Annotated in this window: 28 protein-coding genes and 1 pseudogene; 12 read left to right on the top strand and 17 right to left on the bottom strand. The window is 64.9% G+C overall.

Going from position 1 to position 25,451, the window contains the following annotated elements; translation table 11 throughout:
• Entirely contained in the window at nucleotides 1–1,179 is a 1,179-nt protein-coding gene (locus HWV67_RS27490) for an SGNH/GDSL hydrolase family protein (protein WP_175653515.1), read from the bottom strand.
• Nucleotides 1,166–2,569 carry an MBOAT family O-acyltransferase gene (locus HWV67_RS27485; RefSeq protein ID WP_256680220.1) on the bottom strand — a complete coding sequence of 468 codons (1,404 nt, stop codon included), beginning with the start codon at nucleotides 2,567–2,569 and terminating at the stop codon, nucleotides 1,166–1,168. Before HWV67_RS27485 ends, HWV67_RS27490 begins: the two co-directional genes overlap by 14 nt.
• A 208-nt stretch (nucleotides 2,570–2,777) precedes the next feature.
• Here HWV67_RS27485 and HWV67_RS27480 point away from each other — a divergent pair, with 208 nt between their 5' ends.
• The 4 genes and pseudogenes from HWV67_RS27480 to HWV67_RS27465 all read left to right on the top strand — a co-directional run bounded on the left by HWV67_RS27480 (nucleotide 2,778) and on the right by HWV67_RS27465 (nucleotide 8,158).
• Nucleotides 2,778–3,020, top strand: a complete 243-nt coding sequence (locus HWV67_RS27480; RefSeq protein ID WP_095159361.1) for an exodeoxyribonuclease VII small subunit — start codon at nucleotides 2,778–2,780, stop codon at nucleotides 3,018–3,020.
• Nucleotides 3,017–3,904, top strand: a complete 888-nt coding sequence (ispA, locus tag HWV67_RS27475; protein WP_110969082.1) for a (2E,6E)-farnesyl diphosphate synthase — start codon at nucleotides 3,017–3,019, stop codon at nucleotides 3,902–3,904. Before HWV67_RS27480 ends, ispA begins: the two co-directional genes overlap by 4 nt.
• Before the next feature lie 181 nt (nucleotides 3,905–4,085).
• Complete coding sequence (dxs, locus tag HWV67_RS27470; RefSeq protein WP_175653513.1) at nucleotides 4,086–5,981, top strand: 1-deoxy-D-xylulose-5-phosphate synthase; 1,896 nt, start codon at nucleotides 4,086–4,088, stop codon at nucleotides 5,979–5,981.
• A gap of 321 nt (nucleotides 5,982–6,302) precedes the next feature.
• A pseudogene (locus HWV67_RS27465) lies at nucleotides 6,303–8,158 on the top strand (TonB-dependent receptor domain-containing protein).
• On the opposite strand, the gene HWV67_RS27460 reads toward HWV67_RS27465, so the two are convergent.
• The 12 genes from HWV67_RS27460 to nrdR all read right to left on the bottom strand — a co-directional run bounded on the left by HWV67_RS27460 (nucleotide 8,136) and on the right by nrdR (nucleotide 16,838).
• Nucleotides 8,136–8,942, bottom strand: a complete 807-nt coding sequence (locus tag HWV67_RS27460) for a cobalamin-binding protein (RefSeq protein WP_175653512.1) — start codon at nucleotides 8,940–8,942, stop codon at nucleotides 8,136–8,138. The pseudogene HWV67_RS27465 and the gene HWV67_RS27460 sit on opposite strands and share 23 nt — an antisense overlap.
• Nucleotides 8,942–9,361 (bottom strand): MFS transporter, encoded by a 420-nt coding sequence (locus HWV67_RS27455; RefSeq protein WP_175653511.1) that lies wholly within the window; start codon nucleotides 9,359–9,361, stop codon nucleotides 8,942–8,944. The genes HWV67_RS27460 and HWV67_RS27455 overlap by 1 nt, the downstream gene beginning before the upstream one ends.
• Nucleotides 9,358–9,975, bottom strand: coding sequence for a GTP cyclohydrolase II (gene ribA / locus HWV67_RS27450; RefSeq protein WP_175653510.1), 618 nt, complete (start codon nucleotides 9,973–9,975; stop codon nucleotides 9,358–9,360). Before ribA ends, HWV67_RS27455 begins: the two co-directional genes overlap by 4 nt.
• Nucleotides 9,976–10,112: 137 nt before the next feature.
• Nucleotides 10,113–10,832, bottom strand: a complete 720-nt coding sequence (locus tag HWV67_RS27445; protein WP_371929350.1) for a substrate-binding periplasmic protein — start codon at nucleotides 10,830–10,832, stop codon at nucleotides 10,113–10,115.
• A 39-nt stretch (nucleotides 10,833–10,871) separates the two neighbouring features.
• Complete coding sequence (locus tag HWV67_RS27440) at nucleotides 10,872–11,375, bottom strand: phosphatidylglycerophosphatase A family protein (RefSeq protein WP_110969088.1); 504 nt, start codon at nucleotides 11,373–11,375, stop codon at nucleotides 10,872–10,874.
• Complete coding sequence (gene thiL / locus HWV67_RS27435; RefSeq protein WP_175653508.1) at nucleotides 11,372–12,337, bottom strand: thiamine-phosphate kinase; 966 nt, start codon at nucleotides 12,335–12,337, stop codon at nucleotides 11,372–11,374. The genes HWV67_RS27440 and thiL overlap by 4 nt, the downstream gene beginning before the upstream one ends.
• Nucleotides 12,338–12,355: 18 nt before the next feature.
• Nucleotides 12,356–12,856, bottom strand: coding sequence for a transcription antitermination factor NusB (gene nusB / locus HWV67_RS27430; protein WP_095159371.1), 501 nt, complete (start codon nucleotides 12,854–12,856; stop codon nucleotides 12,356–12,358).
• Nucleotides 12,853–13,329, bottom strand: a complete 477-nt coding sequence (gene ribH, locus HWV67_RS27425; RefSeq protein WP_095159372.1) for a 6,7-dimethyl-8-ribityllumazine synthase — start codon at nucleotides 13,327–13,329, stop codon at nucleotides 12,853–12,855. Before ribH ends, nusB begins: the two co-directional genes overlap by 4 nt.
• A gap of 90 nt (nucleotides 13,330–13,419) precedes the next feature.
• Nucleotides 13,420–14,511 (bottom strand): bifunctional 3,4-dihydroxy-2-butanone-4-phosphate synthase/GTP cyclohydrolase II, encoded by a 1,092-nt coding sequence (ribBA, locus tag HWV67_RS27420; protein WP_110969090.1) that lies wholly within the window; start codon nucleotides 14,509–14,511, stop codon nucleotides 13,420–13,422.
• A 17-nt stretch (nucleotides 14,512–14,528) separates the two neighbouring features.
• The gene (locus HWV67_RS27415) at nucleotides 14,529–15,194 is read right to left on the bottom strand and encodes a riboflavin synthase (RefSeq protein ID WP_110969091.1); all 666 of its coding nucleotides are present in this window, start codon (nucleotides 15,192–15,194) and stop codon (nucleotides 14,529–14,531) included.
• Between the two features lie 46 nt (nucleotides 15,195–15,240).
• Complete coding sequence (ribD, locus tag HWV67_RS27410; RefSeq protein ID WP_175653507.1) at nucleotides 15,241–16,371, bottom strand: bifunctional diaminohydroxyphosphoribosylaminopyrimidine deaminase/5-amino-6-(5-phosphoribosylamino)uracil reductase RibD; 1,131 nt, start codon at nucleotides 16,369–16,371, stop codon at nucleotides 15,241–15,243.
• Nucleotides 16,372–16,373: 2 nt separating this feature from the next.
• Nucleotides 16,374–16,838 carry a transcriptional regulator NrdR gene (nrdR, locus tag HWV67_RS27405; protein WP_110969093.1) on the bottom strand — a complete coding sequence of 155 codons (465 nt, stop codon included), beginning with the start codon at nucleotides 16,836–16,838 and terminating at the stop codon, nucleotides 16,374–16,376.
• Nucleotides 16,839–16,947: 109 nt separating this feature from the next.
• Here nrdR and HWV67_RS27400 point away from each other — a divergent pair, with 109 nt between their 5' ends.
• Genes HWV67_RS27400 through trxA form a run of 3 tightly spaced genes read left to right on the top strand, consistent with a single transcriptional unit; the run spans nucleotide 16,948 to nucleotide 18,963 of the window.
• Nucleotides 16,948–17,397 carry a YbaY family lipoprotein gene (locus HWV67_RS27400; RefSeq protein WP_175653506.1) on the top strand — a complete coding sequence of 150 codons (450 nt, stop codon included), beginning with the start codon at nucleotides 16,948–16,950 and terminating at the stop codon, nucleotides 17,395–17,397.
• Complete coding sequence (locus HWV67_RS27395; protein ID WP_175653505.1) at nucleotides 17,398–18,048, top strand: class I SAM-dependent methyltransferase; 651 nt, start codon at nucleotides 17,398–17,400, stop codon at nucleotides 18,046–18,048.
• A gap of 42 nt (nucleotides 18,049–18,090) precedes the next feature.
• Nucleotides 18,091–18,963: a thioredoxin gene (gene trxA, locus HWV67_RS27390; protein ID WP_110969096.1), complete on the top strand. Its 873-nt coding sequence runs from the start codon at nucleotides 18,091–18,093 to the stop codon at nucleotides 18,961–18,963.
• A gap of 51 nt (nucleotides 18,964–19,014) precedes the next feature.
• Here the strand turns inward: trxA and HWV67_RS27385 are convergent, their stop codons facing one another.
• Nucleotides 19,015–19,359 (bottom strand): hypothetical protein, encoded by a 345-nt coding sequence (locus HWV67_RS27385; RefSeq protein ID WP_175653504.1) that lies wholly within the window; start codon nucleotides 19,357–19,359, stop codon nucleotides 19,015–19,017.
• A 130-nt stretch (nucleotides 19,360–19,489) separates the two neighbouring features.
• Between HWV67_RS27385 and HWV67_RS27380 the strand changes: the two genes are divergently transcribed.
• The 5 genes from HWV67_RS27380 to HWV67_RS27360 all read left to right on the top strand — a co-directional run bounded on the left by HWV67_RS27380 (nucleotide 19,490) and on the right by HWV67_RS27360 (nucleotide 23,416).
• Nucleotides 19,490–20,062, top strand: a complete 573-nt coding sequence (locus HWV67_RS27380; protein WP_175653503.1) for a DUF2796 domain-containing protein — start codon at nucleotides 19,490–19,492, stop codon at nucleotides 20,060–20,062.
• 47 nt (nucleotides 20,063–20,109) lie between these two features.
• Nucleotides 20,110–20,829 (top strand): ABC transporter ATP-binding protein, encoded by a 720-nt coding sequence (locus HWV67_RS27375; RefSeq protein ID WP_175653502.1) that lies wholly within the window; start codon nucleotides 20,110–20,112, stop codon nucleotides 20,827–20,829.
• Nucleotides 20,829–22,094, top strand: a complete 1,266-nt coding sequence (locus HWV67_RS27370) for an ABC transporter permease (RefSeq protein WP_175653501.1) — start codon at nucleotides 20,829–20,831, stop codon at nucleotides 22,092–22,094. Before HWV67_RS27375 ends, HWV67_RS27370 begins: the two co-directional genes overlap by 1 nt.
• Before the next feature lie 11 nt (nucleotides 22,095–22,105).
• The gene (locus HWV67_RS27365; protein ID WP_095159384.1) at nucleotides 22,106–22,627 is read left to right on the top strand and encodes a DUF3299 domain-containing protein; all 522 of its coding nucleotides are present in this window, start codon (nucleotides 22,106–22,108) and stop codon (nucleotides 22,625–22,627) included.
• Between the two features lie 108 nt (nucleotides 22,628–22,735).
• On the top strand, nucleotides 22,736–23,416 hold the full coding sequence (locus HWV67_RS27360; RefSeq protein ID WP_175653500.1) for an OmpW/AlkL family protein: 681 nt from the start codon (nucleotides 22,736–22,738) through the stop codon (nucleotides 23,414–23,416).
• 53 nt (nucleotides 23,417–23,469) lie between these two features.
• Here the strand turns inward: HWV67_RS27360 and HWV67_RS27355 are convergent, their stop codons facing one another.
• Both HWV67_RS27355 and HWV67_RS27350 read right to left on the bottom strand, forming a co-directional pair.
• On the bottom strand, nucleotides 23,470–24,399 hold the full coding sequence (locus HWV67_RS27355) for an NAD-dependent epimerase/dehydratase family protein (protein WP_175653499.1): 930 nt from the start codon (nucleotides 24,397–24,399) through the stop codon (nucleotides 23,470–23,472).
• The gene (locus HWV67_RS27350) at nucleotides 24,392–25,276 is read right to left on the bottom strand and encodes a sugar nucleotide-binding protein (protein WP_110969104.1); all 885 of its coding nucleotides are present in this window, start codon (nucleotides 25,274–25,276) and stop codon (nucleotides 24,392–24,394) included. The genes HWV67_RS27355 and HWV67_RS27350 overlap by 8 nt, the downstream gene beginning before the upstream one ends.
• Between the last annotated feature and the right edge of the window lie 175 nt (nucleotides 25,277–25,451).

Below are 25,451 nucleotides of genomic sequence, written 5' to 3'. Positions count from 1 at the left end.
TCAATGTCCCGTCACGGTGGGGCCGGGAAACGCGATCAGCGACAACACCTGGTTGGCGATCAGCTTTTGCCCGGGAATGGTGAAGTGAATCCCGTCGTCAGCGCGAGTGCGGAGCTGGCCGCCCTGGCTGTTCTGCACGGTATAGGAAAATTCGTCAGCCCTGTAACCCAGCACGGCATTGGCCGACACATAGTGCTGGCGGTGCAGCAGCGCCTGCTGTCGGTACAGGCCGCTGAGATAGCTCATTGCCGTGGACAGCCGCGCCTGCTGCATGTTCGGCGGTCCGACCCAGATCACTTGCACGCCATGGGCCTGCGCCTGTTCGAACATCGTGTCGATGCGCTGGCGGTAGGCCTGCTCCCAGGGCGCCGTCCTGAAACGCAGAAACGGTTTGCCCTTGCCTTGCGGCATGTCCCACGGATCGTTGGGACCGAGGAACACCACCATCAGACGGATCTTCGGGCGTTCATTCAAGGTCCGGCTCACCGTCTGCGGCCAGTTGAAGAAGCCCGGATAGGCCAGCCCCGTACTCTGCCGGCTAAGGTTGACGCTGCGAATGCCGTAGCGCTTGAGCAAGGTGTTGGACAGGTGCGGCGCCACACCCTGCATCATCGAGTCACCCACCAGAAACACTTCATCAGCGCTGCTCAGGGTGACGACCGGCGACCCCGTCGGAACGGGCATCGGCACGGGCATCGCGGGCGCCGGCGCTACAGGCGGCGCCTTCACGGCTGGCGGCGCAACCGCAGCGGCGACCACCACTGGCCTGGCTTTTGCCGGTGGCGGCGAGGGCAGCGGCGCAGGCGCGGGCTTCGGGGCTGTCGTCGCGATATCCACGGTCACCACCGGCATGGTCGGCGGCAGTTCGACCATCACCGGCGCTTCCACCACGGGCGCTGACGGTGCTGGCGGCGCCTCGGCCAGTTGCTCGCGGAGGCTGTCGACAAAGCGCTCGCGGGCGTCGGCCAACGCCTGGTTCAGGTTGCCGCCCAAACGCCACAACGTGCTTTGTCCAACACCGGGCAGTTCACAGCTCTGATGGTATTTCTGCTGGCAATACAGAGCGATGGATTGCTGGTTCAGCCAGACCAGCAGCACGCTGGTCAACAGCAGCGCATACAGCACCCGCGCCGCGCCCAGTTGCGTGTTGAACAGGTGACGGATATCAGAAGCCGGCATAGATGAACCCCGGCACACCCGACGGCGCGGCGAAGATGACCAGCGCGAGGAACAGCGCCAACGGCAGCGGATAAAACTGCCACGGCAAGCGGCTGCTGGCGGCGAAGCCCCGGCGCATCAGCAGCAGTGCCTGTGGATAAATCGCCAGCGCGGCAATGCAGGCCAGCAACAGCGCGCCGGTAGCGCCGGACAAACCAGCAACGGACAGGCCGCCAAGTCCGGCGAGCATATCCAGCGCGCCATCCAGGCTGGTGCTGCGGAAGAAGATCCAGGCGAACGCCACGTAATGAAACGTCAGCAGCCGCGCCAGCAAACCCGCGCCCGGCCAGCGCGGCGCCTGCGGCAGCCAGTGATGCGAGAGCTTGTACACCGCCAGCCCGACACCGTGCAGCGCGCCCCACACCAGGAAGTTCACGCTTGCGCCATGCCAGAGCCCGGAGATCAGCATGGCCAGGAACATGTACAGCGTGGCGAACCAGGCGCCGTGGCGGTTGCCGCCCAGCGGGATATAGATGTAGTCGCGGATGAAGGTGGACAGGCTGATATGCCAGCGGCTCCAGAACTCCCGCAGGTTGCGCGCGGCATACGGAGCATCGAAGTTGACCGGCAGACGAAAGCCCAGCAGCAGGGCGATGCCGGTGACCAGATGGGTGTAGCCGCTGAAGTTGAGATAGATCTGCACGCTGTAGCCATACACCGCCAGCAGGATGCGCTCGGCGGAGAAATTACCGGGTGTCTCGAACACCGGGTCCACCCACTCGCTGGCCAGCCAGCCGCTGAGCAGGAACACCTTGACCACCGCCAGGGCGATCAGCCCGAGGGCGCGCTGCGGTTCCAGCAACTGGCGCATCTGTGGCGGACGAATCTGCGGCAGCAGGTGCGTGGCGCGATTGACCGGCCCGGCCACCAGGCTGGGGAAGAACGCCAGGTACAGCGCAAGGTCCAGCAGCGGAGCCGGCGCCAACTCGCGGCGGTTGATCGACACCAGGTAGCTGACCGAATGGAAGGCATAGAAGGAAAAGCCGATCGGCACCAGCAACTGCAACACCGGCAGCGAGACGCTCAGGCCAAGCCCAGTCAGCGCGGCCTGCACGCCACCGACGAAGAACTCCTGGTACTTGAACCAATAGAAGCCGCCAAGCACCAGCACCAGGAGCAACAGCGTGTTGAAGCTGCGCCCCGGATAACGCCCCGCCAGGCGCCCGAGCAACCACACCGCCGCCGTATACCCCAGCAGCACATAAAGCGCCCACGGGCTGAAACTGAAGACCAGGCCGTAGCTGGCCGCCAGCAACACGGCGTTCTGCAACCGGAGATTCCAGCACAGGCTCCAGTACAGGGCGAAGAACAGAATGAAGGCGAGACCGAACTCGATCGAAAGAAAGCTCACAACGTAGTCCATTACGCAACGACGGGAGGGGCGCGGACACGACAGGAACGTCTGGGCGCAGAGCGGCGGCGATTATGGCAGAGAGCCATAAGCCCCCACAACGCGCCGGACGGTGTTCGAATACGACAAAAGAAGCGGCCCCTGATTTGCCCCCACTGCCCTGCTCTGCTAGTGTCGCGCCGTTCCGACAGCCACCGAGACAGCCGCCATGGCCCGAAAAAAAGCCGCCATCGATTTCGAGCAATCCCTCGCTGACCTGCAAGCCCTGGTCGAGCGTCTGGAGAACGGCGAACTGTCGCTGGAAGACTCGTTGACCGCCTTCGAACAAGGCATCCGCCTGACCCGTGACTGCCAGGGCGCCCTGACCCAGGCCGAGCAGAAAGTGCAGATCCTGCTGGAGCGCGACGGCGAACTCGCCGCGGAGCCCTTCGACGCGGAACAAGAACAATGATCAAGGCGTACCAGGACAGTTGCCAGGCCCGTGTCGATGGCGCATTGGAGCATCTGTTCCAACCACCTTCGGTCGAACTGACCCGCCTCTACGAAGCCATGCGCTACAGCGTGATGAACGGCGGCAAGCGGGTCCGCCCGCTGCTCGCCTACGCGGCCTGCGAAGCGCTGGGCGGCGCGGCCGAACAGGCCAACGGCGCGGCCTGCGCGGTTGAACTGATCCACGCCTACTCCCTGGTCCACGACGACCTGCCGGCCATGGACGACGACGACCTGCGCCGTGGCCAGCCGACCACCCACAAAGCCTTCGATGAAGCCTGCGCGATCCTCGCCGGCGACGGCCTGCAGAGCCTGGCCTTCAGCGCCCTGCTCGACCCGCGCCTGAGCCCGCAGAGCGATGCCATCCGCATCGCCATGGTGCAGACCCTGGCCAGCGCCGCAGGCCCTGCCGGCATGGTTGGCGGCCAGGCCATCGACCTCGGCTCGGTGGGTTTGAAACTCGACCAGACTGCCCTCGAATTCATGCACAGGCACAAGACCGGCGCGCTGATCGAAGCCAGCGTGCGCGTTGGCGCACTGGCCAGCAACCGCGCTGGCGAAGCTGAACTGCAGGCCCTGCAGCAGTACGCCCAGGCGATCGGCCTGGCCTTCCAGGTGCAGGACGATATCCTCGACGTCGAAAGCGACACCGAGACCCTCGGCAAGCGCCAGGGCGCCGATATCGCCCGTGACAAACCGACCTACCCGGCCCTGCTCGGCCTCGACGCGGCCAAGGCCTACGCTCTGGAACTGCGCGACCAGGCCCTCGACGCCTTGCGGCCGTTTGACGCAGCCGCCGAGCCGCTGCGGGCGCTGGCACGGTATATCGTCGAACGACGTAACTGACGCGCTGAGCCAATCGCCGGCTCCCACAGGTATCGCGCACACCGCTGAACCCTGTGGGAGCTGGCGTTGCCAGCGATGAGGCCCTCGCGTCCAACCGAACCCTACACCTGGCCCGCTGAATGGGCAGTCACTCCCCAATGGGGTAAACTTCCGCGTCTTCAAACCTATAACGACTCGCCTGATGCCCACGACGTTTCAAGAGATCCCCCGCGAACGCCCGGTCACGCCGCTGCTTGACCGTGCCGATACGCCAGCCGGCCTGCGTCGTCTGGCCGAAGCCGACCTGGAGAACCTGGCTGACGAACTGCGTCAGGAGTTGCTCTATACCGTTGGTCAGACCGGTGGCCACTTCGGTGCCGGCCTGGGCGTCATCGAGCTGACGGTTGCCCTGCACTACGTCTTCGATACCCCGGACGACCGCCTGGTGTGGGACGTCGGGCATCAGGCCTACCCGCACAAGATCCTCACCGGCCGTCGCCAGCGCATGAACACCCTGCGCCAGAAAGACGGCATCGCCGCCTTCCCGCGCCGCAGTGAAAGCGAGTACGACACCTTCGGCGTCGGTCACTCCAGCACCTCGATCAGCGCTGCGCTGGGCATGGCCATCGCCGCCCGCCTGCGCAACGAGTCGCGCAAGTCCATCGCGGTGATCGGCGACGGCGCCCTGACCGCCGGCATGGCCTTCGAGGCGTTGAACCACGCCCAGGAAGTCAACGCCGACATGCTGGTGATCCTCAACGACAACGACATGTCGATCTCGCGCAACGTCGGCGGGCTGTCCAACTATCTGGCCAAGATCCTCTCCAGCCGTACTTACGCGAGCATGCGCGAAGGCAGCAAGAAAGTGCTGTCGCGCCTGCCTGGCGCCTGGGAAATCGCCCGCCGCACCGAAGAATACGCCAAGGGCATGCTGGTCCCCGGCACCCTGTTCGAAGAGCTGGGCTGGAACTACATCGGCCCGATCGACGGCCACGACCTGCCGACCCTGATCGCCACCCTGCGCAACATGCGTGACCTCAAGGGCCCGCAGTTCCTGCACGTGGTGACCAAGAAGGGCAAGGGCTTCGCCCCGGCCGAGGTCGATCCGATCGGCTACCACGCCATCACCAAACTGGAACCTGCCGACAAACCGGCCGCGCCGAAAAAGGCTGGTGGTCCGAAGTACTCGGCGGTGTTCGGTCAGTGGCTGTGCGACATGGCCGCCGCTGACGAGCGCCTGGTGGGCATCACCCCGGCGATGAAGGAAGGCTCCGACCTGGTGGCCTTCAGCGAACGTTATCCACAGCGCTACTTCGACGTCGCGATCGCCGAGCAGCACGCCGTGACCCTGGCCGCGGGCATGGCCTGCGAGGGCTCCAAGCCGGTGGTGGCGATCTACTCGACGTTCCTCCAGCGTGCCTACGACCAGTTGATCCACGACGTCGCGGTGCAGAACCTCGACGTGCTGTTCGCCATCGACCGCGCCGGTCTGGTGGGCGAAGACGGCCCGACCCACGCCGGCAGCTACGACCTGTCCTTCCTGCGGTGCATCCCCGGCATGCTGGTGATGACCCCGAGCGACGAAAACGAGCTGCGCCGCATGCTCAACACCGGCCACCTCTACAACGGCCCGGCGGCGGTGCGCTACCCACGCGGCAGCGGCCCCAACGCCACCATCGAGAACAGCCTCGAACCGCTGGAAATCGGCAAGGGCGTGATCCGCCGCCAGGGCAGTAAGGTCGCCCTGCTGGTGTTCGGCGTGCAGTTGGCCGAAGCCCTCAAGGTCGGCGAAACCCTCGATGCCACCGTGGTCGACATGCGCTTTGTCAAACCGCTGGATGAAGCACTGGTGCTGGAACTGGCCGCCGGCCACGACCTGCTGGTGACCATCGAAGAAAACGCCATCATGGGTGGCGCCGGTGCTGCGGTCAGCGAATTCCTCGCCCGCGAAGCCGTGCTCAAGCCGGTGCTGCATCTGGGCCTGCCGGACATTTATGTCGAGCACGCCAAGCCGGCGCAGATGCTCGCTGAATGCGGGCTGGATGAGGCCGGAATCGAAGATGCGGTGCGCCAGCGTCTGCAACGGCTCGGTCTGTAAGGACCTCATCGCTGCATGGGTATCTACACATCCCGCAGACAATCGCTAGCCGTCAGTAACTTGCAATCCTGTGGGAGCGGATTCATCCGCGAAGGGCCGCAAAGCGGCCCCAAATCCATCCAGCACCCTGTTCCTGCCTGGCCCGGATCTCACATTCATGCGTCTGGGCAGGCAAAAGAAATGCCGGACATAGACAGCCACCTCGTGCGGGATGGTTTTGGGGCCGCTTTGCGGCCCTTCGCGGATAAATCCGCTCCCACAGTACGTGACCTGACGCCGTGGATTGCCTACGAGATGTGATACCCATGAACATCCCCCGCCTTGCCCCACTCCTGCTCTGCCTCCCCCCCGCTCCTCGCCGAACCGCTGAACCGCGACGCCGCCCTGCAACTCCCTGACGTGGTTATCAGCGCCAACCGCCAGGTCGAGGACCGCAATCAGTCCGCCAGCGCCAGCACCGTCTTCACCCGCGACGACATCGAGCGCTTGCAGCCAGCAACGTCACCGACCTGCTGACCCGCGTCCCCGGCGTGCAAGTTGCCCGCACCGGCGGTCGCGGCAGCCTGCCGGGGATCTTCATTCGCGGCACCAAGTCGGCCCAGAGCCTGGTGCTGGTAGATGGCCAGCGCATCGCCAACACCTCGTCCGGCGACAGCGGCCTGCAATACCTGGATATCGGCCAGATCGAGCGGGTGGAGGTGCTGCGCGGGTCGCGTTCGGCGATCTACGGCAGCGATGCCATGGGCGGGGTGATCCAGATCTTCACCCGTCGCGGCAGCGAGCAGAACCTGCACGCCAACATGCGTCTGGCCGTGGGCAGCCAGCAGACTGTCCAGCACAGCCTCGGCCTGTCCGGCGGCGACGAGCGCACCCGCTTCAGCCTCGGCGCCAGCCTCGATGAAAGCGCCGGCATCGACGACACCCGGCAGTCCTACGCGAGCGACAGCGACCACGATGCCTACCGCAACCGCTCCGTCAGCCTGAGCCTGTCGCACCAGCTCGGCGAGAACCTCGAAGTCGGCGCCAACCTGCTGGACAGCCGTGGTCGACGGGAATTCGACAATCCCTTCGGCCGCTACATCGAGGAAACCGGCGCGGTCGTGCCGCAGGCCCCGTACAGCGACTTCACCGTCAGCAGCGCCGGCACCTGGCTCGCCGCCCAGATCACCGAGCAATGGCACAGCCGCGTGGACCTGGCCCACAGCGAAAACCGCGACCGCAGCCGCGACAAACTCAGCAGCCAGTCCGACGTGCTCAACACCTACCGCGACGCCATCACCTGGCAGAACGACCTGAACCTCAACGACCGGCACAGCCTGATGCTCGGCGGCGACGCCTATGTCGACCGCCTGCACGCCAACGTGGACTTCGCGGAAGACAGCCGCTGGAACCGCGCGGCCTTCGTCCAGCACCGCTACCAGGGCGAACACTTCTCGACGGAACTGGGCGTGCGCCGCGACCGAAACCAGCAGTTCGGCGGGCAAAACACCTGGAGCGCCAGCCTGACGCTACCGGTAAACGTCGATAACGATGTGCTGCTGTCCTACAGCGAAGGCTTCCGCGCACCGACCTTCAACGACCTGTATTACCCGAACTACGGCAACCCGAACCTCAAGCCGGAACACTCGAAAAGCTATGAGCTGCAATGGCGCAGCCAGTTGAGCGAGGACAGCCGCCTGGAAACCTCGCTGTACCGCACCGACCTGCGTGACGCGATCATCTTTCGCGACATTCCCTACAACGTCAGCCAGGCGCGAATCATCGGTTTCGAAGCTGCTCTGAAGCAGGACTGGGACGGCTGGCAGAGCCAGTTGGCCGTGGCGCTGATGGACCCGCGCGACCGCGACAGCGGCCACACCCTGGAGCGCCGTGCGCGGCGCACCCTGAGCCTGGATCTGGACCGCCAGTTCGACCGCCTTGGCCTTGGCGCTTCGTGGCAGGCGGTGAGCAGCAGCTACGCCGACGACAAGAACCAGCGCCAGCTCGGCGGCTACGGCCTGCTGGGTGCGCGGGCCAGTTGGCGGCTGACGCCGGAAATTCGTCTGGAACTGAAAGCCGACAACCTGCTGGACAAGGACTACGCCCGCGCCCAGTACAACCACTTCGGCACGGACTACGGCTATCGCGAGGAAGGCCGAACCTGGCTGCTGGCGATCAACTGGACGCCGGCGCTGTAGCCAGCGTTCGGCACAGCTTGGCCGTGGCCTCGATCATCTGACCACTGGGGCGTTCCAGGCCCTTGTCCGGCACACGCAGCAACTGTCCGGCGCGAACCGCCGAGAGCTGCGTCCAGCTTTTCCAGGCGGCCAGTTGCGCCGCATCGCTGGCGAGAATCACCTGCGGATCACGCAACAACACACTTTCGATACTGACCTGCGGGGCCGGCAGTTGCAGGTCGTCGAACACGTTGCGTGCACCACAGACCTTCAAGGCATCGCTGATGATTTGCCCGGCACCCACGGTGTACAGCGGCTTGTCCCAGACCTGGTAGAACACTCGCAATGGTTGTTCGCGACGGTACTGAACGCGTAGCGCCTGTAGCCGGCCGCGCAATTGGCTGGCGTATCGACGGGCAACGTCGGCCCGACCCAGCCGCTCGCCGATGGCTTCGATCTGCGCGATCAGGCTGTTGAGGTCGTGGGGTTCGGCGGTGTACAGCGGGATGCCAAGGCGTTCGAGCTGGGCGCGTTGGGCCGGTGGCACGCTGGCGGGCCAGAGCAGAATGAGGTCGGGCTTGAGGCTGAGCAGGCGTTCCAGATCGAGTTGCCCGTAACGCCCCACCGAAGGAACCTGCGCCAGGGCCGCCGGGCGTTCGCCGGCATCGAGCACGCCCACCAGCAGATCGGCGGCCTGCAGTTCAACGACGATTTCCGTCAGCGAAGGCGCCAGGCTGACCACCCGTGGCGCGGCTGCCAGTGGCCAGGCAAACGCCAGCGCCACCAGCAACAAAAGCGCGCGCATCAGGCGAGTTGGCGGGGAATGCGGTAGAGGTAGAGGATGACCACGCTGGAGATCGCCAGCAGAATCTGCGGCACCGTCTCCAGACCCACCAGTACCGACAACGCGGCGATCCACGCCGGCAGGCAGGCGAACAACATGCCCAGGCGTCGCACCCGCGCCAGTTCGATCCAGGCGGCGGGTTCTTCTTCGGTATTGAGGGCTTTGCCGGTGGCGATCAGCGCGTGCTTGTAGACGGTGAAACGCGGCAGGGTCAGGAACATCGATGCCACGCCGGCAATGAACATCGGCATGGCCAGAACCGGAATGACCGGTTCACTGCCACCGAACGCCCAGGAAAACACCAGCAGCGGCGCCAGCGCCACCGCCAGGTACTGCAACCAGGCGATGGTCAGGCGACGACGAACCTGGCCGCGGGTCACGCCCGGCCGGCCTCACCCTGGTGCTCGTTGCCCATCATGTGGCCGAGCTTGCCGGCCTTGGTGGCCAGGTAGTGTTTGTTGTGCGGGTTGTGGCCGGTGTGCAGCGGCACACGCTCGGCGACCACGATGCCCATATCGGTCAATGCCTTGACCTTGCGCGGGTTGTTGGTCATCAAGCGCAGCGAGGTGATGCCCAGATGCTCCAGCATTGGCCGGCACATGGCGTAGTCACGCAGGTCAGCGGCAAAGCCCAGACGCTCGTTGGCCTCGACGGTGTCGGCGCCGCCGTCCTGCAGCTCATACGCGCGAATCTTGTTCAGCAGACCAATGCCACGGCCTTCCTGGCGAAGATAAAGCAGCGCGCCACGCCCTTCCCGGGCGATGGCCTGCAGGGCCGCTTCGAGCTGGGAACCACAATCGCACCGCTGGCTGAACAGGGCATCACCGGTCAGGCATTCGGAATGCAGGCGACCCAGAACCGGCTGGCCATCGGCAATATCGCCGAGGCTGAGCACGACGTGCTCGCGGCCAGTGGCTTCGTCGAGAAAGCCGTGCATGGTGAAAGTCGCGAAAGGAGTAGGCAGCTTGGAAGCAGCAACAAAAACGACGGGCACCTTGTGCTCCTGAATATGCATGAAAATTGACGTGGGCCGATTGTAACAGCAGCTTGCCGCACCTGCTTATGCTGAATTACTGGGCCAACAGATCGAAAAGTTCGATGCCAAGCCGCCGCACCATTGCCCCAAAGCCCCTACTTGCCCGACTGATCGAACGGGTATGGCTGCTTCCAGCGCTGGAAAATCGGCTTCAGTTCGCCGCTTGGCACCAGCACGTCCATACGCTTGTCGAACAGCTCGCGCAGCGCCCGGCCCTCGGGCGTGTTGCCAAATGCCAGGTACAACGGCAGTTCTGCCACATGGGTGCTGCGGAATTGATCCGGGTGCTCGGCATGGCTGCGCACGTATTCCACTTCGGTCTGCGCATCGATATAGAAATCCACCCGCTCGCGCTCCAGCATCGGCAGGATGCCGTCGCGGCGCTGCACTTCGCGGTAGTTGCCGGTGATATTGGGCAGGTAGTCCTGATAGTCGTAGCCGCGGACCCAGGACAGACGGAACTGGCCGAGGGTTTCCAGGGTAGGCCGCGGATGAGTGGCCAGGCCCAGGGCATAAATATGGTCGGAATCGAAATTCCAGCGCGGGTAGAGGTTGTCGTCGTTTTCGGCGGCGTAGGAACCCACCCAGGCGTCCGCCTCTCCCCGTTTGACCAGGCCGACGGCGCGGGTGTACGGCGCGCTGAGCACCGTCACCTTGACCCCGGCAGGCTCGAAGACCTTGCGCAGGACGTCCCAGGCCAGGCCGCTGCCGTCGGCGTTGGTGTAATCCAGCCAGCTCTCACTGGCCAGGCGGACCTGTGACGGCAGCCCTTCGGCAGCAGCGATTCCCTGCATTCCCGCCGCCATGACCAGCATCAGCAGCCATTGTCGCCATCCACGCATTGCCGACTCCCTTTAAACCAGACTCCATACCAACACTTGCATCGCCAGCCAGGCGAACACCCCGGCCAGCACATCATCGAGCATGATGCCGACACCGCCGTGCACATGCCGGTCGATCCAGCGGATCGGCCAGGGCTTGAGGATGTCGAAAAAGCGGAACATCAGAAAACCTGCCAACAACCATAGCCAACCCTCGGGCACCAGCCAGAGGGTGATCCACATGCCGACCATCTCGTCCCAGACGATGCCTTCATGGTCGTGCACGCCCAGGTCATCGGCGACCTTGCCGCACAGCCAGAAGCCGAACAGCATGGTCAGCCCGAGCATCAGCCAGTAGCCCCAGTCCGGCAGCATCTGCCACAACGGGACGAACGGCAGCGCCACCAGCGAACCCCAGGTGCCCGGGGCCTTGGGCAGCGTGCCGGAGCCGAAGCCGAACGCGAGGAAATGCCACGGGTTGCGCCAGACCGATGGCGGAACGTTTTCCGCTGGCACCTGATTGGGGTGGTCGGTCACGGTGTCCCCCTGAAATGTTGATACCCGCGCACAGCCGGGGTGATGTCATTGCCAGCGGCGTCGTGCAGGCTGACGCCGCTGCCCGCCTCGACCCGGCCGACCACGTGCACCAGCCAGCCGGCGTCCCGCAGCCCGGCCAGTTCGGCGGGCGGCAGGGTGAAGGCGATCACGTAGTCATCGCCGCCGGTCAGCGCCGCCTGACGGGCCTGATCCAGGCCAAGGAAACCCAGCAGCGCCGGACTCAGCGGCAGCCGCTCCAGTTCCAGGCGCAGGGCCACGTTCGAGGCCGTGGCGATATGCCCGCAGTCAGCCAGCAGGCCGTCGGAAATATCCAGCGCCGCCGTGGCCTTGTTCCGCAGTGCCTGACCCAGCGCCAATTGCGGCGAAGGTGACCAATAGTGGGACAACAGTGGCTCGGCCAGGGTTGCATCGGCCTGACGCTCGCCCAGCACCAGCGGCAGCGCGCCCGCGGCATTGCCCAGCTCGCCACCGACGCAGACCAGATCGCCCGCGCGGGCACCGCCACGGGTCAGCGCCTGCCCCACGGGAACACGACCGAACACGGTCATGGTCAGGCTCAGCGGACCGCGCGTGGTGTCGCCACCGATCAGGGTCAGCCCGCACTGGGTGGCCATCCGGTTCAAACCCTGGGCATACGCGAGCAACCAGTCGGGACTGACGTCCGGCACGGTCAAGGCAAGGGTAAAGGCAAGCGGGGTGGCGCCCATCGCGGCCAGGTCGCTGGCCGCTACTGCCAGCGAGCGCTGGCCGAGCAGGAAAGGGTCGCTGACGGCGGGGAAATGCACCCCGGCCACCAGCGTATCGGTGGAGATTGCCAACTGTTCGCCGGGAACCGGCGCCAGCAGCGCGCAATCGTCACCGATACCAAGGGCGATGCCTTCGCCACCCTGCGCACAAGGCGCGGCGGCGAAGTACTGGCGGATCAGCTCGAACTCACCCATGGTCAGGCAGCGCCGGGATCAGCGCTTGAACGCCTTCACTTCGGCTTCGCGAAGCCGTGGCGCGAGCTTGTCGAGCACGCCGTTGACGAACTTGTGGCCATCGGTGGAACCGAAGACCTTGGCCAGTTCGATACCTTCGTTGATGACAACGCGGTATGGCACGTCAACGCGCTTGAGCAGTTCCCAAGTAGACAGACGCAGGACCGCGAGTTCGACCGGGTCGAGCTCTTCCAGGGCCATGTCCAGGCAAGGGGTGAGCGCAGTGTCGATTTCGGTCTTGCTTGCCGGAACCCCGTGCAGGATCTCCCGGAAGTAAGCGCCATCGACATCGCTGAAATCGTTATCGACCCGGAACTGCGCTTCGACCTCGTTCAGCGAATGCTTTGCAATGTGCCACTGATACAGCGCCTGGGTCGCGAGCTTGCGGGCTTCACGACGCTTGGCGCTTTTCGACGGCTTGCCTGCATCAGCGGGCTGCGGGTCGCGCGGGTTGAAACGATCGCTTTCGTCGCTAATCACTTGGCCTCCAACTGCGCCAGCAGACTGACCATTTCCAGAGCGGATAGAGCAGCTTCAGCGCCCTTGTTGCCGGCCTTGGTGCCGGAACGCTCGATGGCCTGTTCGATCGAGTCGACGGTCAGGACACCGAAAGCAACCGGTACGCCGAACTCCATGGACACCTGGGCCAGGCCCTTGGTGCATTCGCCCGCAACGTATTCGAAGTGTGGGGTACCGCCACGGATCACCGCACCCAGGGCGATGATTGCCGAGTATTCACCCTGTTGGGCGACTTTCTGTGCGACCAGCGGAATTTCGAACGCGCCAGGAGCACGGATGACAACGATGTCGCTTTCGCTCACGCCATGACGAACCAGGGCGTCAACGGCACCGCTCACCAGGCTTTCGACGACGAAGCTGTTGAAGCGGCCAACCACCAAAGCATAGCGACCTTTGGGGGCAATGAAGGTACCTTCGATGGTCTTCAGGGACATTGCGGGATTCTCATCTTAAAGAGCCAGGCCGCAAAAACGCGGCCTGTAGGAGTTTTGTTCACGAAAAGAGAGCGGTCAAACACCGCGGGCTCATTCGGAGGGCACGTATTCTACAACTTCCAGATCGAATCCGGATATCGCGTTGAACTTCATCGGCGAACTCATCAGGCGCATCTTGCGCACACCGAGGTCACGAAGGATCTGCGAACCGGCACCGACGGTGCTGTAGGTGGTCGGCGTCTTGGTCTGGGCATCGCCCGCGCTTTCGCGGATATGCGCCAGCAGGACGTCGCCGTCCAGCGGATGACCCAGCAGCAGTACCACGCCGCTACCCGCGTCGGCCACGGCGCTCATCGCGGCGCGCAGGCTCCAGCGGCCAGGCTGTTTGACCAGCAGCAGGTCGCGCAGCGGGTCCATGTTGTGCACGCGGACCAGGGTCGGCTCTTCGGCGCAGATCTTGCCGAGGGTCAGGGCCATGTGCACGTCGCCTTCCACGGAATCGCGGTAGGTGACCAGGTTGAAGCTGCCCAGTTCGCTGTCCAGCGGCTGTTCGGCGATGCGCTGGATAGTGCGCTCGTGGATCATGCGGTAGTGGATCAGGTCGGCGATGGTGCCGATCTTGATGCCGTGCTCGGCGGCGAACACTTCCAGCTCCGGGCGACGGGACATGGTGCCGTCGTCGTTCATCACTTCGCAGATCACACCGCTCGGCTCGAAACCGGCCATGCGCGCCAGGTCGCAGGCGGCTTCGGTGTGGCCGGCACGGGCCAGGGTGCCACCCGGCTGGGCCATCAGCGGGAAGATGTGACCGGGGCTGACGATGTCTTCAGCCTTGGCGTCCTTGGCGGCAGCCGCCTGCACGGTGCGGGCGCGGTCGGCGGCGGAGATGCCGGTGGTCACGCCTTCGGCAGCTTCGATGGACACGGTGAACTTGGTGCCGAAGCCGGAACCGTTGCGCGGCGCCATCAGCGGCAGCTTCAGGGTTTCGCAGCGCTCGCGGGTCATCGGCATGCAGATCAGGCCGCGAGCGTGCTTGGCCATGAAGTTGATGTGCTCAGGCAGGCAGCACTCGGCCGCCATGATGATGTCGCCTTCGTTTTCGCGGTCTTCGTCATCCATGAGGATGACCATTTTGCCCTGGCGGATGTCTTCAACCAGTTCTTCGATCGTGTTGAGCGCCACGCGGCACCCCCTTCTAATCAGGATTTCAGGTAGCCGTTGGCGGCCAGGAAGCTTTCGGTAATTCCGCTGCCTTTGCTCGGCTCGGCGGCTTTGTCGCCCAGGAGCAGGCGCTCCAGGTAACGGGCCAGCAGATCGACTTCGAGGTTGATCCGGCGCCCGGGGCGGTAGTCGGCCATGATGGTCTCGGCCAGGGTATGCGGGACGATGGTCAGCTCGAACTCGGCGCCATCGACCTGGTTGACCGTCAGGCTGGTGCCGTCGACGGTGATCGAGCCCTTGTGGGCGATGTACTTGGCCAGTTCCTTCGGCGCGCGCAGGCGGAACTGGATGGCGCGGGCGTTATCGGCGCGCGAGATGACTTCGCCGACGCCGTCGACGTGGCCGCTGACCAGGTGGCCACCCAGGCGGGTGGTCGGCGTCAGGGCCTTTTCCAGGTTGACCCGGCTGCCGCTCTTGAGGTCGTCGAAGGCGGTGCAGTCGAGGGTCTCGCGGCTGACGTCAGCCCAGAAACCGTCGCCCGGCAGCTCGACCGCGGTCAGGCAGACGCCGTTGACCGCAATGCTGTCGCCCAGCTTCACGTCGCTCAGATCGAGCTTGCCGGTTTCGACATAGACCCGCACGTCGCCGCCCTTGGGGGTGATGGAACGGATGCTGCCGATGGATTCGATGATGCCGGTAAACATTGAGTCCTCCTCGAGAACAGGCCACGCCGGGGGCGCAAGCCGCGAATTATACGCCTGGGGCGGGCACAGGGATGGCAGTGACTCGCCAGTCATCGCCTACCGCGCGCATGTCAGTGATTTTCAGTGCCGGGACGTCGCTCATCCGCGCCAGCGGCCAGTCGAGCAGCGGCCGGGCAGTGGAGCCGAGAAACTTGCCGGCAATGAACAGTTGATATTCGTCCACCAGGCCGAGCTGGGCGAAGGCGCCGGCGAGGCCGGGGCCGGCTTCCACCAGCACTTCGTTGACGCCACGCTGGGCCAATTCCACCAGCAACTGGCGCAGATCGACCTGGCCGGCGGCGCCGGGCAAACGCAGCAACTCCTGGCCGTTGGCGGCGTAACGCGGGTCGTCCTCAGCGGCGGTGACCACCAGCGCCGGACCGGCCTGGTAGAACGGTGCATCCAGCGGCAGGCGCAGGCGCCCGTCGATCAATACGCGCAGCGGCGGACAGCTCAACGCGAGGGCGGCGGTGTCAGCCTCAAGGCCCAGTTCGGCGCCGCGCACGGTCATTCGCGCGTTGTCCGCCAGCACACTGCTGGCGCTGCTCAGTACCACGCTGGAGCGGGCGCGCAGACGTTGCACCGCCGAGCGCGCCGCCGGGCCGGTGATCCACTGGCTTTCGCCGCTGGCCATGGCGGTGCGCCCGTCCAGGCTCATCGCCAGTTTCACCCGCACATACGGCAGGCCGTGTTCCATGCGCTTGAGAAAACCGGGGTTCAGCGCCCGCGCTTCGGCTTCGAGCACGCCACTGGCGACTTCGATGCCGGCGTCGGCGAGGCGCTTGAGGCCGTTGCCGGCGACTTGCGGATTGGGGTCTTGCATGGCCGCGACAACCCGGGCGACCCCGGCCTTGACCAGCGCTTCGGCGCAAGGCGGCGTGCGGCCGTGGTGGCTGCACGGTTCCAGAGTGACGTAAGCACAGGCGCCGCGAGCCCGCTCACCGGCCTGGCGCAGGGCGTGGACTTCAGCGTGGGGCTCGCCGGCGCGCACGTGCCAGCCTTCGCCGACCACCTCGCCGTCGCGGACGATGACGCAGCCAACCCGCGGGTTCGGGTGCGTCGAATACAGGCCCTTGCGCGCCAGCTCAAGGGCGCGGGCCATGTAGTGAGCGTCGAGCACGGCGCGTTCTGTGGACATGTTCACTCTTTGGAAGGCTCGCGGGCCAGGCGGTCGATTTCTTCGCGGAATTCGTTGAGGTCCTGGAAGCGCCGGTACACCGAGGCGAAACGGATGTAGGCGACTTCGTCGAGCTTCTGCAGCTCGGTCATCACCAGCTCACCGACCACCAGCGACTTGACCTCACGCTCGCCCTTGGCGCGCAGCTTGTGCTTGATGTGGGCCAGTGCGGCTTCCAGGCGCTCGACGCTGACCGGGCGCTTTTCCAGCGCACGCTGCATGCCGGCGCGGAGTTTTTCTTCGTCGAAGGGCTGACGGCTGCCGTCCTGCTTGATCAAGCGAGGCAGTACCAGTTCGGCGGTTTCGAAGGTGGTGAATCGCTCGCCGCAGGCCACGCATTCGCGGCGGCGGCGCACTTGCTCGCCCTCGGCGACCAGTCGCGAGTCGATGACTTTGGTGTCGTTGGCACCGCAGAAGGGACAGTGCATGGTGGCAGGCAACAAAAAAAGGGAGGGCCATGGTAGCGCATCCGACTGGCAAGACAAGCCAAAGGGGTTACCATCCAGTGAGGAAATACGCCCCCGAAGGAAAAACACCATGTCGTTTCGAGCGCTCGCCGTGCTCGGCTTCGCTACCCTGCTGGCTGCCTGCAGCAGCGAAGCCCCCAAACCCGTACCACCGCAGCCACCGGCCAATCCGGTCGCCAAACACGTTCACGTACCGACGCCGCTGCCCGCCTACCAGCGCGAGCTGAGCGGCAGTTTCAGCAATATTCCCCGCGGCGCCGAAGTCGAGGTCGCCTTGCTGGTGATCGACGAACGCGGTCGCCCGCAGCGCCTGCTGGCCAGCGACACCCTGGACGGCACCGGCCAGGCCCTGCCGTTCCAACTGCGCTTCAACCCTGAAGTCTTCCCCAATGGTGCCCGCGGGGACCTGCGCGCCCGCGCCAGCCAGTCCGGCCAGTTGATCCTGCACCTCAAGCCACTGTCGGTGACCCGCGCCGAAACCCAGGCCCTCGGCGCCCTGCAACTGGAAAAGGCGCCGTAAATGGCGCTTGTTCACCTGCAGCAGGCGTTGAGTGAGTTGCTGGGCGACGCCCGGCTCGTCGCCAGCGACCTGCCCGACTGCCCGCTGAAACTCTGGCTGATCGACGCCGATAATATGGACCGCGCCTTCAGCCCCGACGAAACCCGCCGCATCCTCGAAGACCCGCCCTACTGGAGCTTCTGCTGGGCCAGCGGCCTGGCCATGGCCCGCTACCTGGCCGAGCGTCCGGAGTGGGTCGAGGGCAAGCGGGTGCTGGATTTCGGCGCCGGTTCCGGCATCGCCGGGATCGCCGCGAAGAAGGCCGGAGCACTGGAAGTGGTGGCCTGCGACCTCGATCCGCTGGCGCTGCACGCCAGCCGCGCCAACGCCGCGCTCAACGGTGTCGAGCTGAGTTACTCCAGCGACTTCTTCGCCGAGGACGACCGCTTCGACCTGATCCTGGTTGCTGACGTGCTTTACGACCGCGCCAACCTGCCGCTGCTCGACCAGTTTCTCAGCCGTGGCCGCCAGGCGCTGGTGGCGGACTCGCGGGTGCGCGACTTCCGTCATCCGCTATACCGGCAACTGGAGACGCTGCACGCACTGACGCTGCCGGACCTGGCCGAGCCCCATGAGTTTCGCCAGGTCAGCCTGTACCACGCCAGCCGCTGAGTCCGTATAGTTGGCGCCATTCATGCGTTCGCGAGAGTCGAGATGAGTCAGGACAACCCGTACATATTCGATACCACCGTCGCCAACTTCGATCAGGTGGTGATCGCCAACTCGCACCACAAGCCGGTGCTGGTGGATTTCTGGGCCGACTGGTGTGCGCCGTGCAAGGCGATGATGCCGGTGCTGGCGAAGATCACCGAGGAGTACCAGGGCGAACTGCTGCTGGCCAAGGTCAACTGCGACGTCGAGCAGGACATCGTCGCCCGCTTCGGCATCCGCAGCCTGCCGACCGTGGTGCTGTTCAAGGACGGCCAGCCGGTGGACGGCTTCGCCGGCGCCCAGCCCGAGTCGGCCATCCGCGCCCTGCTCGAACCCCATGTGCAAATGCCGCCGCCGGCTGCCGCCGATCCGCTGGAACTGGCCCAGGCGCTGTTTGCCGACGGTCGCTACAGCGAGGCTGAAGCCACCCTCAAGACCCTGTTGAGCGAAGACAACAGCAACGCCGGCGCGCTGATTCTCTATGGTCGCTGCCTGGCCGAGCGTGGCGAGCTGGGTGAAGCGCAAACCGTGCTGGACGCGGTCAAGAGCGATGAGCACAAGGCCGCACTGGCCGGTGCCAAGGCGCAACTGACGTTCCTGCGCCAGGCGCAGAGCCTGCCGGAAGTGGCAGACCTGAAAACCCGTCTGGCGCAGAACGCCGAAGACGATGAAGCAGCGTATCAACTGACCATCCAGCAGTTGTCGCGCCAGCAGTACGAAGCCGCGCTGGAAGGCTTGCTGAAACTGTTCAAGCGCAACCGCGGCTATGACAACGGCGTGGCGCACAAGACCTTGCTGCAAGTATTCGACCTGCTGGGCAATGACCACCCGTTGGTGGGCGTTTACCGTCGCAAGCTGTTTGCTGCTCTGTATTGAGTCAGGCGGGGCCTCATCGCTGCGGTTGGGCGATGAGGCCCTAAGATTCAATCACCCAACCCAGTGATACACCGGCGCATCCGCCCCGCTTTCCACCTTCACCTCACTGCTGTGCCGCAACCGCACCAGCAGCCGCTTGCCCGCTCCGGTACTGCCGGACAGCCCTTCCAGTTGTTCCAGCAATGCCGGCCCGTCCAGCGAACCCGCCTTACGTAATAGTTCCTTCGCCGCCAGCCACTGCGCATCGTCGCCCCTCGCCTGCACCACCGGCGCGGCAGTATTGACCGGCGCCTCGGCCGGCTCCGCCACCCGCCCAGCCAGCATGGCCCACTCCGCCGGGTCCAGTTCGAGGGTCAAATCCACCGGCCATTCGCCGATGTGTCCGCGAATTCGCACGTTTCCATCCTCCACACGTCAGAGCCGCCATGCTCCCACGCTCATGAAGGATCGCCAAGGACCCTAGCAACCCACACTTAACTTGTTATAACATTTCAAAACTTTTCCAAGCCCGCCCCGGAGTCCCGCCATGCGTCGCCTGTTGCTTGCGTTGCCTTTCGCCCTGCTGCCCCTGGCCGTGATGGCCCATGACGACCACGATCACGAGCATGACCACGCTCACGGCAGCCTCGGCGCCCACGAACATGGCGTCGCTCATCTCAACGCGGTACTCGACGGCAACGTCCTCGAGCTTGAGCTGGAAAGCCCGGCAATGAACCTGGTGGGCTTCGAGCACGCTGCCGTCAGCGATGCCGACAAAGCCAAGGTCGCCGCGGTGCGTGCGCAGCTTGAACAACCCTTGAAGCTGTTCGGCCTGACCGCCGCCGGCAACTGCAAGGAAAGCGATGAAGAACTGGAAAGCCCGCTGTTCGGCGACAAGCCGGCCAAGGATGACGATGGTGACGGCGACGAGCACGGCCACAGCGATATCCACGCGCACTACCGCCTGGAATGCGCCAACCCCGAGAAGCTCAAGGCGCTCGACCTGGGCCCGCTGTTCAAGACCTTCCCCGCCACCCAGAAAATCCAGCTACAACTGATCGGACCGAATGGCCAGCAAGGCGTGGAAGTCACGCCCGGCAATGCCACGATCAACTTCTAAGTCACCTTTTGCCAGTGAAGCGCCCGGGGTAACCCGGGCGTCCATTTATGAGCCAGGCACTGATTGAACTGACCGACCTGGGCTTCGCCTGGCCGGGACACCCGCCCCTGCTGGACATCCCGGCGCTACGCCTCGAAGCCGGCGAATCGCTGTTTCTCAAGGGCCCCAGCGGCAGCGGCAAGACCACCCTGCTGGGCCTGCTCGGCGGCGTGCAGAAGGCCGACCGCGGTAGCATCCGCCTGCTCGGCCAGGACCTGAGTGAACTGAGCCAGAGCGCCCGCGACCGTTTCCGCGTCGACCACACCGGCTACATCTTCCAGCAGTTCAACCTGCTGCCGTTTCTCTCGGTGCGCGAGAACGTCGAACTGCCCTGCCGCTTCTCCAAAGCCCGCGCCGAGCGCGCCACGCAACGCTTCGGCAGCATCGCAGACGCCGCCGCCGAACTGCTCGCGCACCTGGGTCTGAAAGACCCGGCGCTGCTTGCCCGCCGCGCCGACAGCCTATCGATCGGCCAGCAGCAACGCGTCGCCGCAGCCCGCGCGCTGATCGGCCAGCCAGAATTGGTGATCGCCGACGAACCGACCTCGGCACTAGACGCCGACACCCGCGAAGCCTTTATCCGCCTGCTCTTCGCCGAATGCCGCGACGCCGGTTCCAGCCTGCTGTTCGTCAGCCACGACCAGAGCCTGGCGCCGCTGTTCGACCGCCAGCTATCCCTCGCCGAACTCAACCGCGCGGCGCAGCCTGCCAGCGATACGGAGGCCTGATGTACCTGCTTCGTCTTGCCCTGGCCAGCCTGGCCAACCGCCGTTTCACCGCGTTTCTCACCGCTTTCGCCATCGCCTTGTCGGTCTGCTTGCTGCTGGCCGTCGAGCGCGTCCGCACCGAAGCCCGCGCCAGCTTTGCCAGCACCATCAGCGGCACCGACCTGATCGTCGGCGCCCGCTCCGGCTCGGTGAACCTGCTGCTGTATTCGGTGTTCCGTATCGGCAACGCCACCAACAACATTCGCTGGGACAGCTTCGAGCACTACGCCAACGACCGTCGGGTGAAGTGGGCGATCCCGATTTCCCTCGGCGACTCGCACCGCGGCTACCGGGTGATGGGCACCACCGACGCCTACTTCGCCCATTACCAGTACGGCCGCAAACAGAACCTGCAACTGGCCCAGGGCCGCGCCTTCGCCAGCGACCCGTTCGAAGTGGTGCTCGGCGCCGAAGTGGCCGAGGCCCTGCACTACACGCTTGGCGACAAGCTGGTGCTGGCCCACGGCGTCGCCGCCATCAGCCTGGTCAAGCATGACGATAAGCCGTTCACCGTGGTCGGCGTCCTGCAACGTACCGGCACCCCAGTGGACCGCACGCTGCACATCAGCCTCGGCGGCATGGAAGCCATTCACATCGACTGGCACAACGGCGTGCCGGCCCGCGGTGCCGGACGGGTCAGCGCCGACCAGGCGCGCAACATGGACCTGACGCCCACGGCGATCACCGCCTTCATGCTCGGCCTGAACAGCAAGGTCGCGACCTTCTCGCTGCAACGGGAAATCAACGAATTCCGCAACGAACCGCTGCAGGCGATTCTTCCCGGCGTGGCCCTGCAAGAGTTGTGGAGCCTGATGGGGACGGCGGAACAGGCGTTGTTCGTGGTCTCGCTGTTCGTCGTGCTGACCGGGCTGATCGGCATGCTCACCGCCATCCTCACCAGCCTCAACGAACGCCGCCGGGAAATGGCGATCCTGCGCTCGGTGGGCGCCCGCCCCTGGCATATCGGCGGCCTGCTGGTGCTCGAGGCGTTCGCCCTGGCGCTGGCCGGGATCGGCGCCGGACTGGGCTTGCTGTACGCGGGTATCGCCGTCGCGCAGGGTTACGTGCAGGCCAACTATGGTTTATACCTGCCGCTGGCCTGGCCCAGCAGCCACGAATGGCTGTTGCTCGGCATCATCCTCGGCGCCGCGTTGCTGATGGGCAGCATCCCTGCCTGGCGGGCCTATCGACAGTCACTGGCCGACGGCCTGTCCATCCATCTCTGAGTAACCCTGCAATGCGTCGTGTCCTGCTGCTCCTGCTGTTGATCGCCGCGCCCGTCTGGGCCGGCGAGCCGCGTACCCTGGAATGGCCACAACTGATTCCGCCGGGTGCGCCGGTGATCACGCCGCAGTTGGCGCCGCTGCACAACCTCTCGCAACTCTCGCAGTTGGGCGACGCGCTGGCTGCCGAAGCGGCGCCAGCGGCTCGCCAGGAGGTGCCGGACGCGCCGGTGGTCAAGGAGCTGGACGGCCAGCAGATCAAACTGCCGGGCTATATCGTGCCGCTGGAAGTCAGCGAAGAAGGTCGCACCACGGAGTTTCTCCTGGTGCCGTATTACGGCGCCTGCATTCATGTGCCGCCGCCGCCGTCGAACCAGATCGTGCATGTGTTCAGCGAGATCGGCATCAAGGTCGAGGAGTTGTACCAGCCGTACTGGATCGAAGGGCCGATGCGTGTCCAGTCGTCGGCCAGTGAGCTGGCCGAAGCGGGTTATCAGATGGAGGCCGAGAAAATCTACGCCTACGAACTACAATGATTGCCCGCACCCCGGCGCCTTCGCTTTCATTGAGCTGAATCAAAATTCCCGCGACGCTAGCTCCTTAACATTGGGACCAATGAATCCTAATGTCCCCCCGGAGCTTCCATGAACAAGTCTTTGCTCGGCGCCTCACTCGTTGCCCTCGCGCTGGTAGCACCTGCTGCCCACGCCTACCAGGCCGGTGATTTCATCCTGCGTGCCGGTGCCATCACCACCGCGCCAAACGAAGACAGCGGCGAGCTGAAGTTCGACGGCGCCAAAGCCTCCGGCACCAAAGCGACCCTGACCAGCGACACCCAACTGGGCCTGGCTTTCGCCTACATGCTGACCGATCACTTCGGCCTGGAGCTGCTGGCAGCTACCCCGTTCCAGCATGAAGTTGGCGTGAAAGGCCTGGGCGGCCTGGATGGCAAGATTGCCGACATCAAGCAACTGCCACCGACCCTGTCGCTGCAGTACTACCCGATGGAAGCCAGCTCGAAATTCCAGCCGTACGCCGGTATCGGTGTGAACTACACCCTGTTCTTCGACGAAGATCTGACCAGCGAGCGCAAGGCCCAGGGCTTCAGCAACATGAAGCTGAAAAACTCGGTAGGCCTGGCTGGCCAACTGGGCATGGACTACCTGATCAACGACCACCTGATTGTCAACGCCGCGGTCTGGTACGTCGACATCAACACCGAAGCTACCATCGACGGCCCAAGCGCTCTGTCGATCGGCAAGACCAAGGTCGATGTAGAAGTTGATCCATGGGTCTACATGGTTGGCCTGGGTTACAAGTTCTAAAAGATTCGAAAACAACTGGGGCCGCTTTTGCGGCCCCAGTTGTTTCTAAGGATTCAGCGCCCCAACAACCGCGTCAGCCCCTCAGCCAACGGCGTCACCACCGGAAACGCGAAACGCGCCAGCAAGCGCTGGTTATCCGCCCGCGAATGGCGGATATCACCACTGCGCGCCGGCCCATAGCTGACATCGGGCAACCCGCCCAACACCGTGCGCAGCGCCTCCAGCAACTGATTCAGCGAAGTCGCCTGGTTCAGGCCGATATTCACCGCGCCCTCTTCCACCTGCGCCATCTCCAGCGCCTGCACCATCACCGACACCAGGTCGCCGACATACAAAAAGTCGCGGGTCTGCTCGCCATCACCGAACACGGTAATCGGCGTGCCGCTCAACGCGCGCTCGCAGAAAATGCTGATCACCCCGGAGTACGGCGAAGACGGATCCTGACGCGGCCCGAAGATGTTGAAGAAGCGGAACACCACCGGCTCCAGACCGTGCTGACGACGGTAGAAATCCAGGTACTGCTCGCCGGCCAGCTTGTCCACTGCATAAGGGGTCAGCGGCGCCTTGGGGGTATCTTCAGCGATGGACTGGCCTTCACCGTTGTTGCCGTAGACGGCAGCGCTGGAGGCAAACACCACACGGCGGATGCCATTCAGGCGCATGGCCTCGCAGACATTCAGGGTGCCGATGAAGTTGCTCTGGTGAGTCTTGACCGGGTCTTCCACCGAGGCCTGCACCGAGGCCACCGCCGCCAGGTGCACCACCGCGCGGCAACCGGCGGCCGCCTGGTTGACCAGGGCGGCATCGGCGACGTCGCCTTCGATCAGTTGCAGGTTCGGGTGACCCAGTTGCAGGTTGTCGCGCTTGCCGGTGGACAGGTCGTCCAGCACGCGCACGGCATAGCCTTTTTCCAGCAGCGCGTCACACAGGTGGGAGCCAATGAAACCGGCGCCACCGGTGATCAGAATAGGGGCATCAGCCATGACGGTAGAATCGATCCAGTAGGGTCGGCAGGCCGGAGCGCCAGGCGCGTGGCTTGATGCCGAAGGTGTGGAGAATTTTCTTGCAGGCGAGCACCGCATGTTGCGGTTCTTCGCTGGCATCGGAACGCGCGGCGTGGGCCTGAGGAGTGGGGCTCTCGACCGCCAGCGTGCGCAATTGCGAGGCTTCGCCGAGGATCGCCTGGCCCAGCGCCAGAGGCGTGGTCGCCTCGTTGCCCGCGTAGTGGTAAGTGCCCCACAACGGCGCCGCGCAATCGAGCTGCTTGAGCACCGAGAGAATCACCCGGGCGGCGTCGTCCACCGGGGTCGGATTGCCGCGACGGTCATCGGCCAGCAGCAGTTCCTGAGCCTGTTCGGCACGGGTCAGGAAGCGGCCGAGCACACCGTCGATGCTGTCGTCGAGCACCCAGCCGAAACGCAGCAGCACATGCTGCGGGCAGGTGGCGCGCACGCTCTGCTCGATGCGCCACAGCGCCTGGCCACGCAGGCCCAGCGGCACAGGTTCGTCCTTCTCGCTGTAGGCGGTGGCGCGCGAGCCATCGAACACCCGGTAGCTGGAAGGCTGGACGAGGATGATGTTGTGGTGCTGACACAGCTCGGCGAGGCGCTCGACCGAGCGCTCCTGCGCGGCCAGCCGCTGCTCGCTGACCGACTCCGCCTGGAACCAGTCGAAGTAGTAGGCCAGGTTGACCAGCGCGTCCGGGCGGGTGTCGTCGAGTAACTGGGTCAGGCTGGCGGTGTCCCAGCCCTGCTCTGGCGGACGCGGCGCGAGAAAGCCGATGTCCTCCTCGGCCCCGAGACGAATCAGCGCTTGCCCAAGGGCATTTCCACCACCCAACAGCATCAGGCGCATTCGCATAACGTTTGGCAGGTCCGCTCAGGTTGATTGAAAAAGAAAGCGCGTAGTTTGCGGCTTCCGCCAGGGGAAGTCCAACCCGCCCCGAGACACAGTGTGTTTAACGTCAGGCGCAATATGCCCGCTTTCCCACACCAATAAATAAGAATTAGCTTACAAATCCAAAAGAACCTACTGA

The organism is Pseudomonas sp. Marseille-P9899, from assembly GCF_903166565.1.
GTDB classification, from domain to species: domain Bacteria; phylum Pseudomonadota; class Gammaproteobacteria; order Pseudomonadales; family Pseudomonadaceae; genus Aquipseudomonas; species Aquipseudomonas huaxiensis.
This window is presented reverse-complemented; position numbering and strand designations above follow the sequence as displayed.

What these genes read in the sequence shown, in the direction of transcription:
- HWV67_RS27490 (WP_175653515.1), bottom strand. Translation starts at nt 1,179, where the DNA reads ATGCCGGCTTCTGATATCCGTCACCTGTTCAACACGCAACTGGGCGCG.
- HWV67_RS27480 (WP_095159361.1), top strand. Translation starts at nt 2,778, where the DNA reads ATGGCCCGAAAAAAAGCCGCCATCGATTTCGAGCAATCCCTCGCTGAC.
- ispA (WP_110969082.1), top strand. Translation starts at nt 3,017, where the DNA reads ATGATCAAGGCGTACCAGGACAGTTGCCAGGCCCGTGTCGATGGCGCA.
- dxs (WP_175653513.1), top strand. Translation starts at nt 4,086, where the DNA reads ATGCCCACGACGTTTCAAGAGATCCCCCGCGAACGCCCGGTCACGCCG.
- HWV67_RS27460 (WP_175653512.1), bottom strand. Translation starts at nt 8,942, where the DNA reads ATGCGCGCGCTTTTGTTGCTGGTGGCGCTGGCGTTTGCCTGGCCACTG.
- HWV67_RS27445 (WP_371929350.1), bottom strand. Translation starts at nt 10,832, where the DNA reads ATGCTGGTCATGGCGGCGGGAATGCAGGGAATCGCTGCTGCCGAAGGG.
- thiL (WP_175653508.1), bottom strand. Translation starts at nt 12,337, where the DNA reads ATGGGTGAGTTCGAGCTGATCCGCCAGTACTTCGCCGCCGCGCCTTGT.
- ribH (WP_095159372.1), bottom strand. Translation starts at nt 13,329, where the DNA reads ATGTCCCTGAAGACCATCGAAGGTACCTTCATTGCCCCCAAAGGTCGC.
- HWV67_RS27415 (WP_110969091.1), bottom strand. Translation starts at nt 15,194, where the DNA reads ATGTTTACCGGCATCATCGAATCCATCGGCAGCATCCGTTCCATCACC.
- ribD (WP_175653507.1), bottom strand. Translation starts at nt 16,371, where the DNA reads ATGTCCACAGAACGCGCCGTGCTCGACGCTCACTACATGGCCCGCGCC.
- nrdR (WP_110969093.1), bottom strand. Translation starts at nt 16,838, where the DNA reads ATGCACTGTCCCTTCTGCGGTGCCAACGACACCAAAGTCATCGACTCG.
- HWV67_RS27400 (WP_175653506.1), top strand. Translation starts at nt 16,948, where the DNA reads ATGTCGTTTCGAGCGCTCGCCGTGCTCGGCTTCGCTACCCTGCTGGCT.
- HWV67_RS27395 (WP_175653505.1), top strand. Translation starts at nt 17,398, where the DNA reads ATGGCGCTTGTTCACCTGCAGCAGGCGTTGAGTGAGTTGCTGGGCGAC.
- trxA (WP_110969096.1), top strand. Translation starts at nt 18,091, where the DNA reads ATGAGTCAGGACAACCCGTACATATTCGATACCACCGTCGCCAACTTC.
- HWV67_RS27380 (WP_175653503.1), top strand. Translation starts at nt 19,490, where the DNA reads ATGCGTCGCCTGTTGCTTGCGTTGCCTTTCGCCCTGCTGCCCCTGGCC.
- HWV67_RS27375 (WP_175653502.1), top strand. Translation starts at nt 20,110, where the DNA reads ATGAGCCAGGCACTGATTGAACTGACCGACCTGGGCTTCGCCTGGCCG.
- HWV67_RS27370 (WP_175653501.1), top strand. Translation starts at nt 20,829, where the DNA reads ATGTACCTGCTTCGTCTTGCCCTGGCCAGCCTGGCCAACCGCCGTTTC.
- HWV67_RS27365 (WP_095159384.1), top strand. Translation starts at nt 22,106, where the DNA reads ATGCGTCGTGTCCTGCTGCTCCTGCTGTTGATCGCCGCGCCCGTCTGG.
- HWV67_RS27360 (WP_175653500.1), top strand. Translation starts at nt 22,736, where the DNA reads ATGAACAAGTCTTTGCTCGGCGCCTCACTCGTTGCCCTCGCGCTGGTA.
- HWV67_RS27355 (WP_175653499.1), bottom strand. Translation starts at nt 24,399, where the DNA reads ATGGCTGATGCCCCTATTCTGATCACCGGTGGCGCCGGTTTCATTGGC.
- HWV67_RS27350 (WP_110969104.1), bottom strand. Translation starts at nt 25,276, where the DNA reads ATGCGAATGCGCCTGATGCTGTTGGGTGGTGGAAATGCCCTTGGGCAA.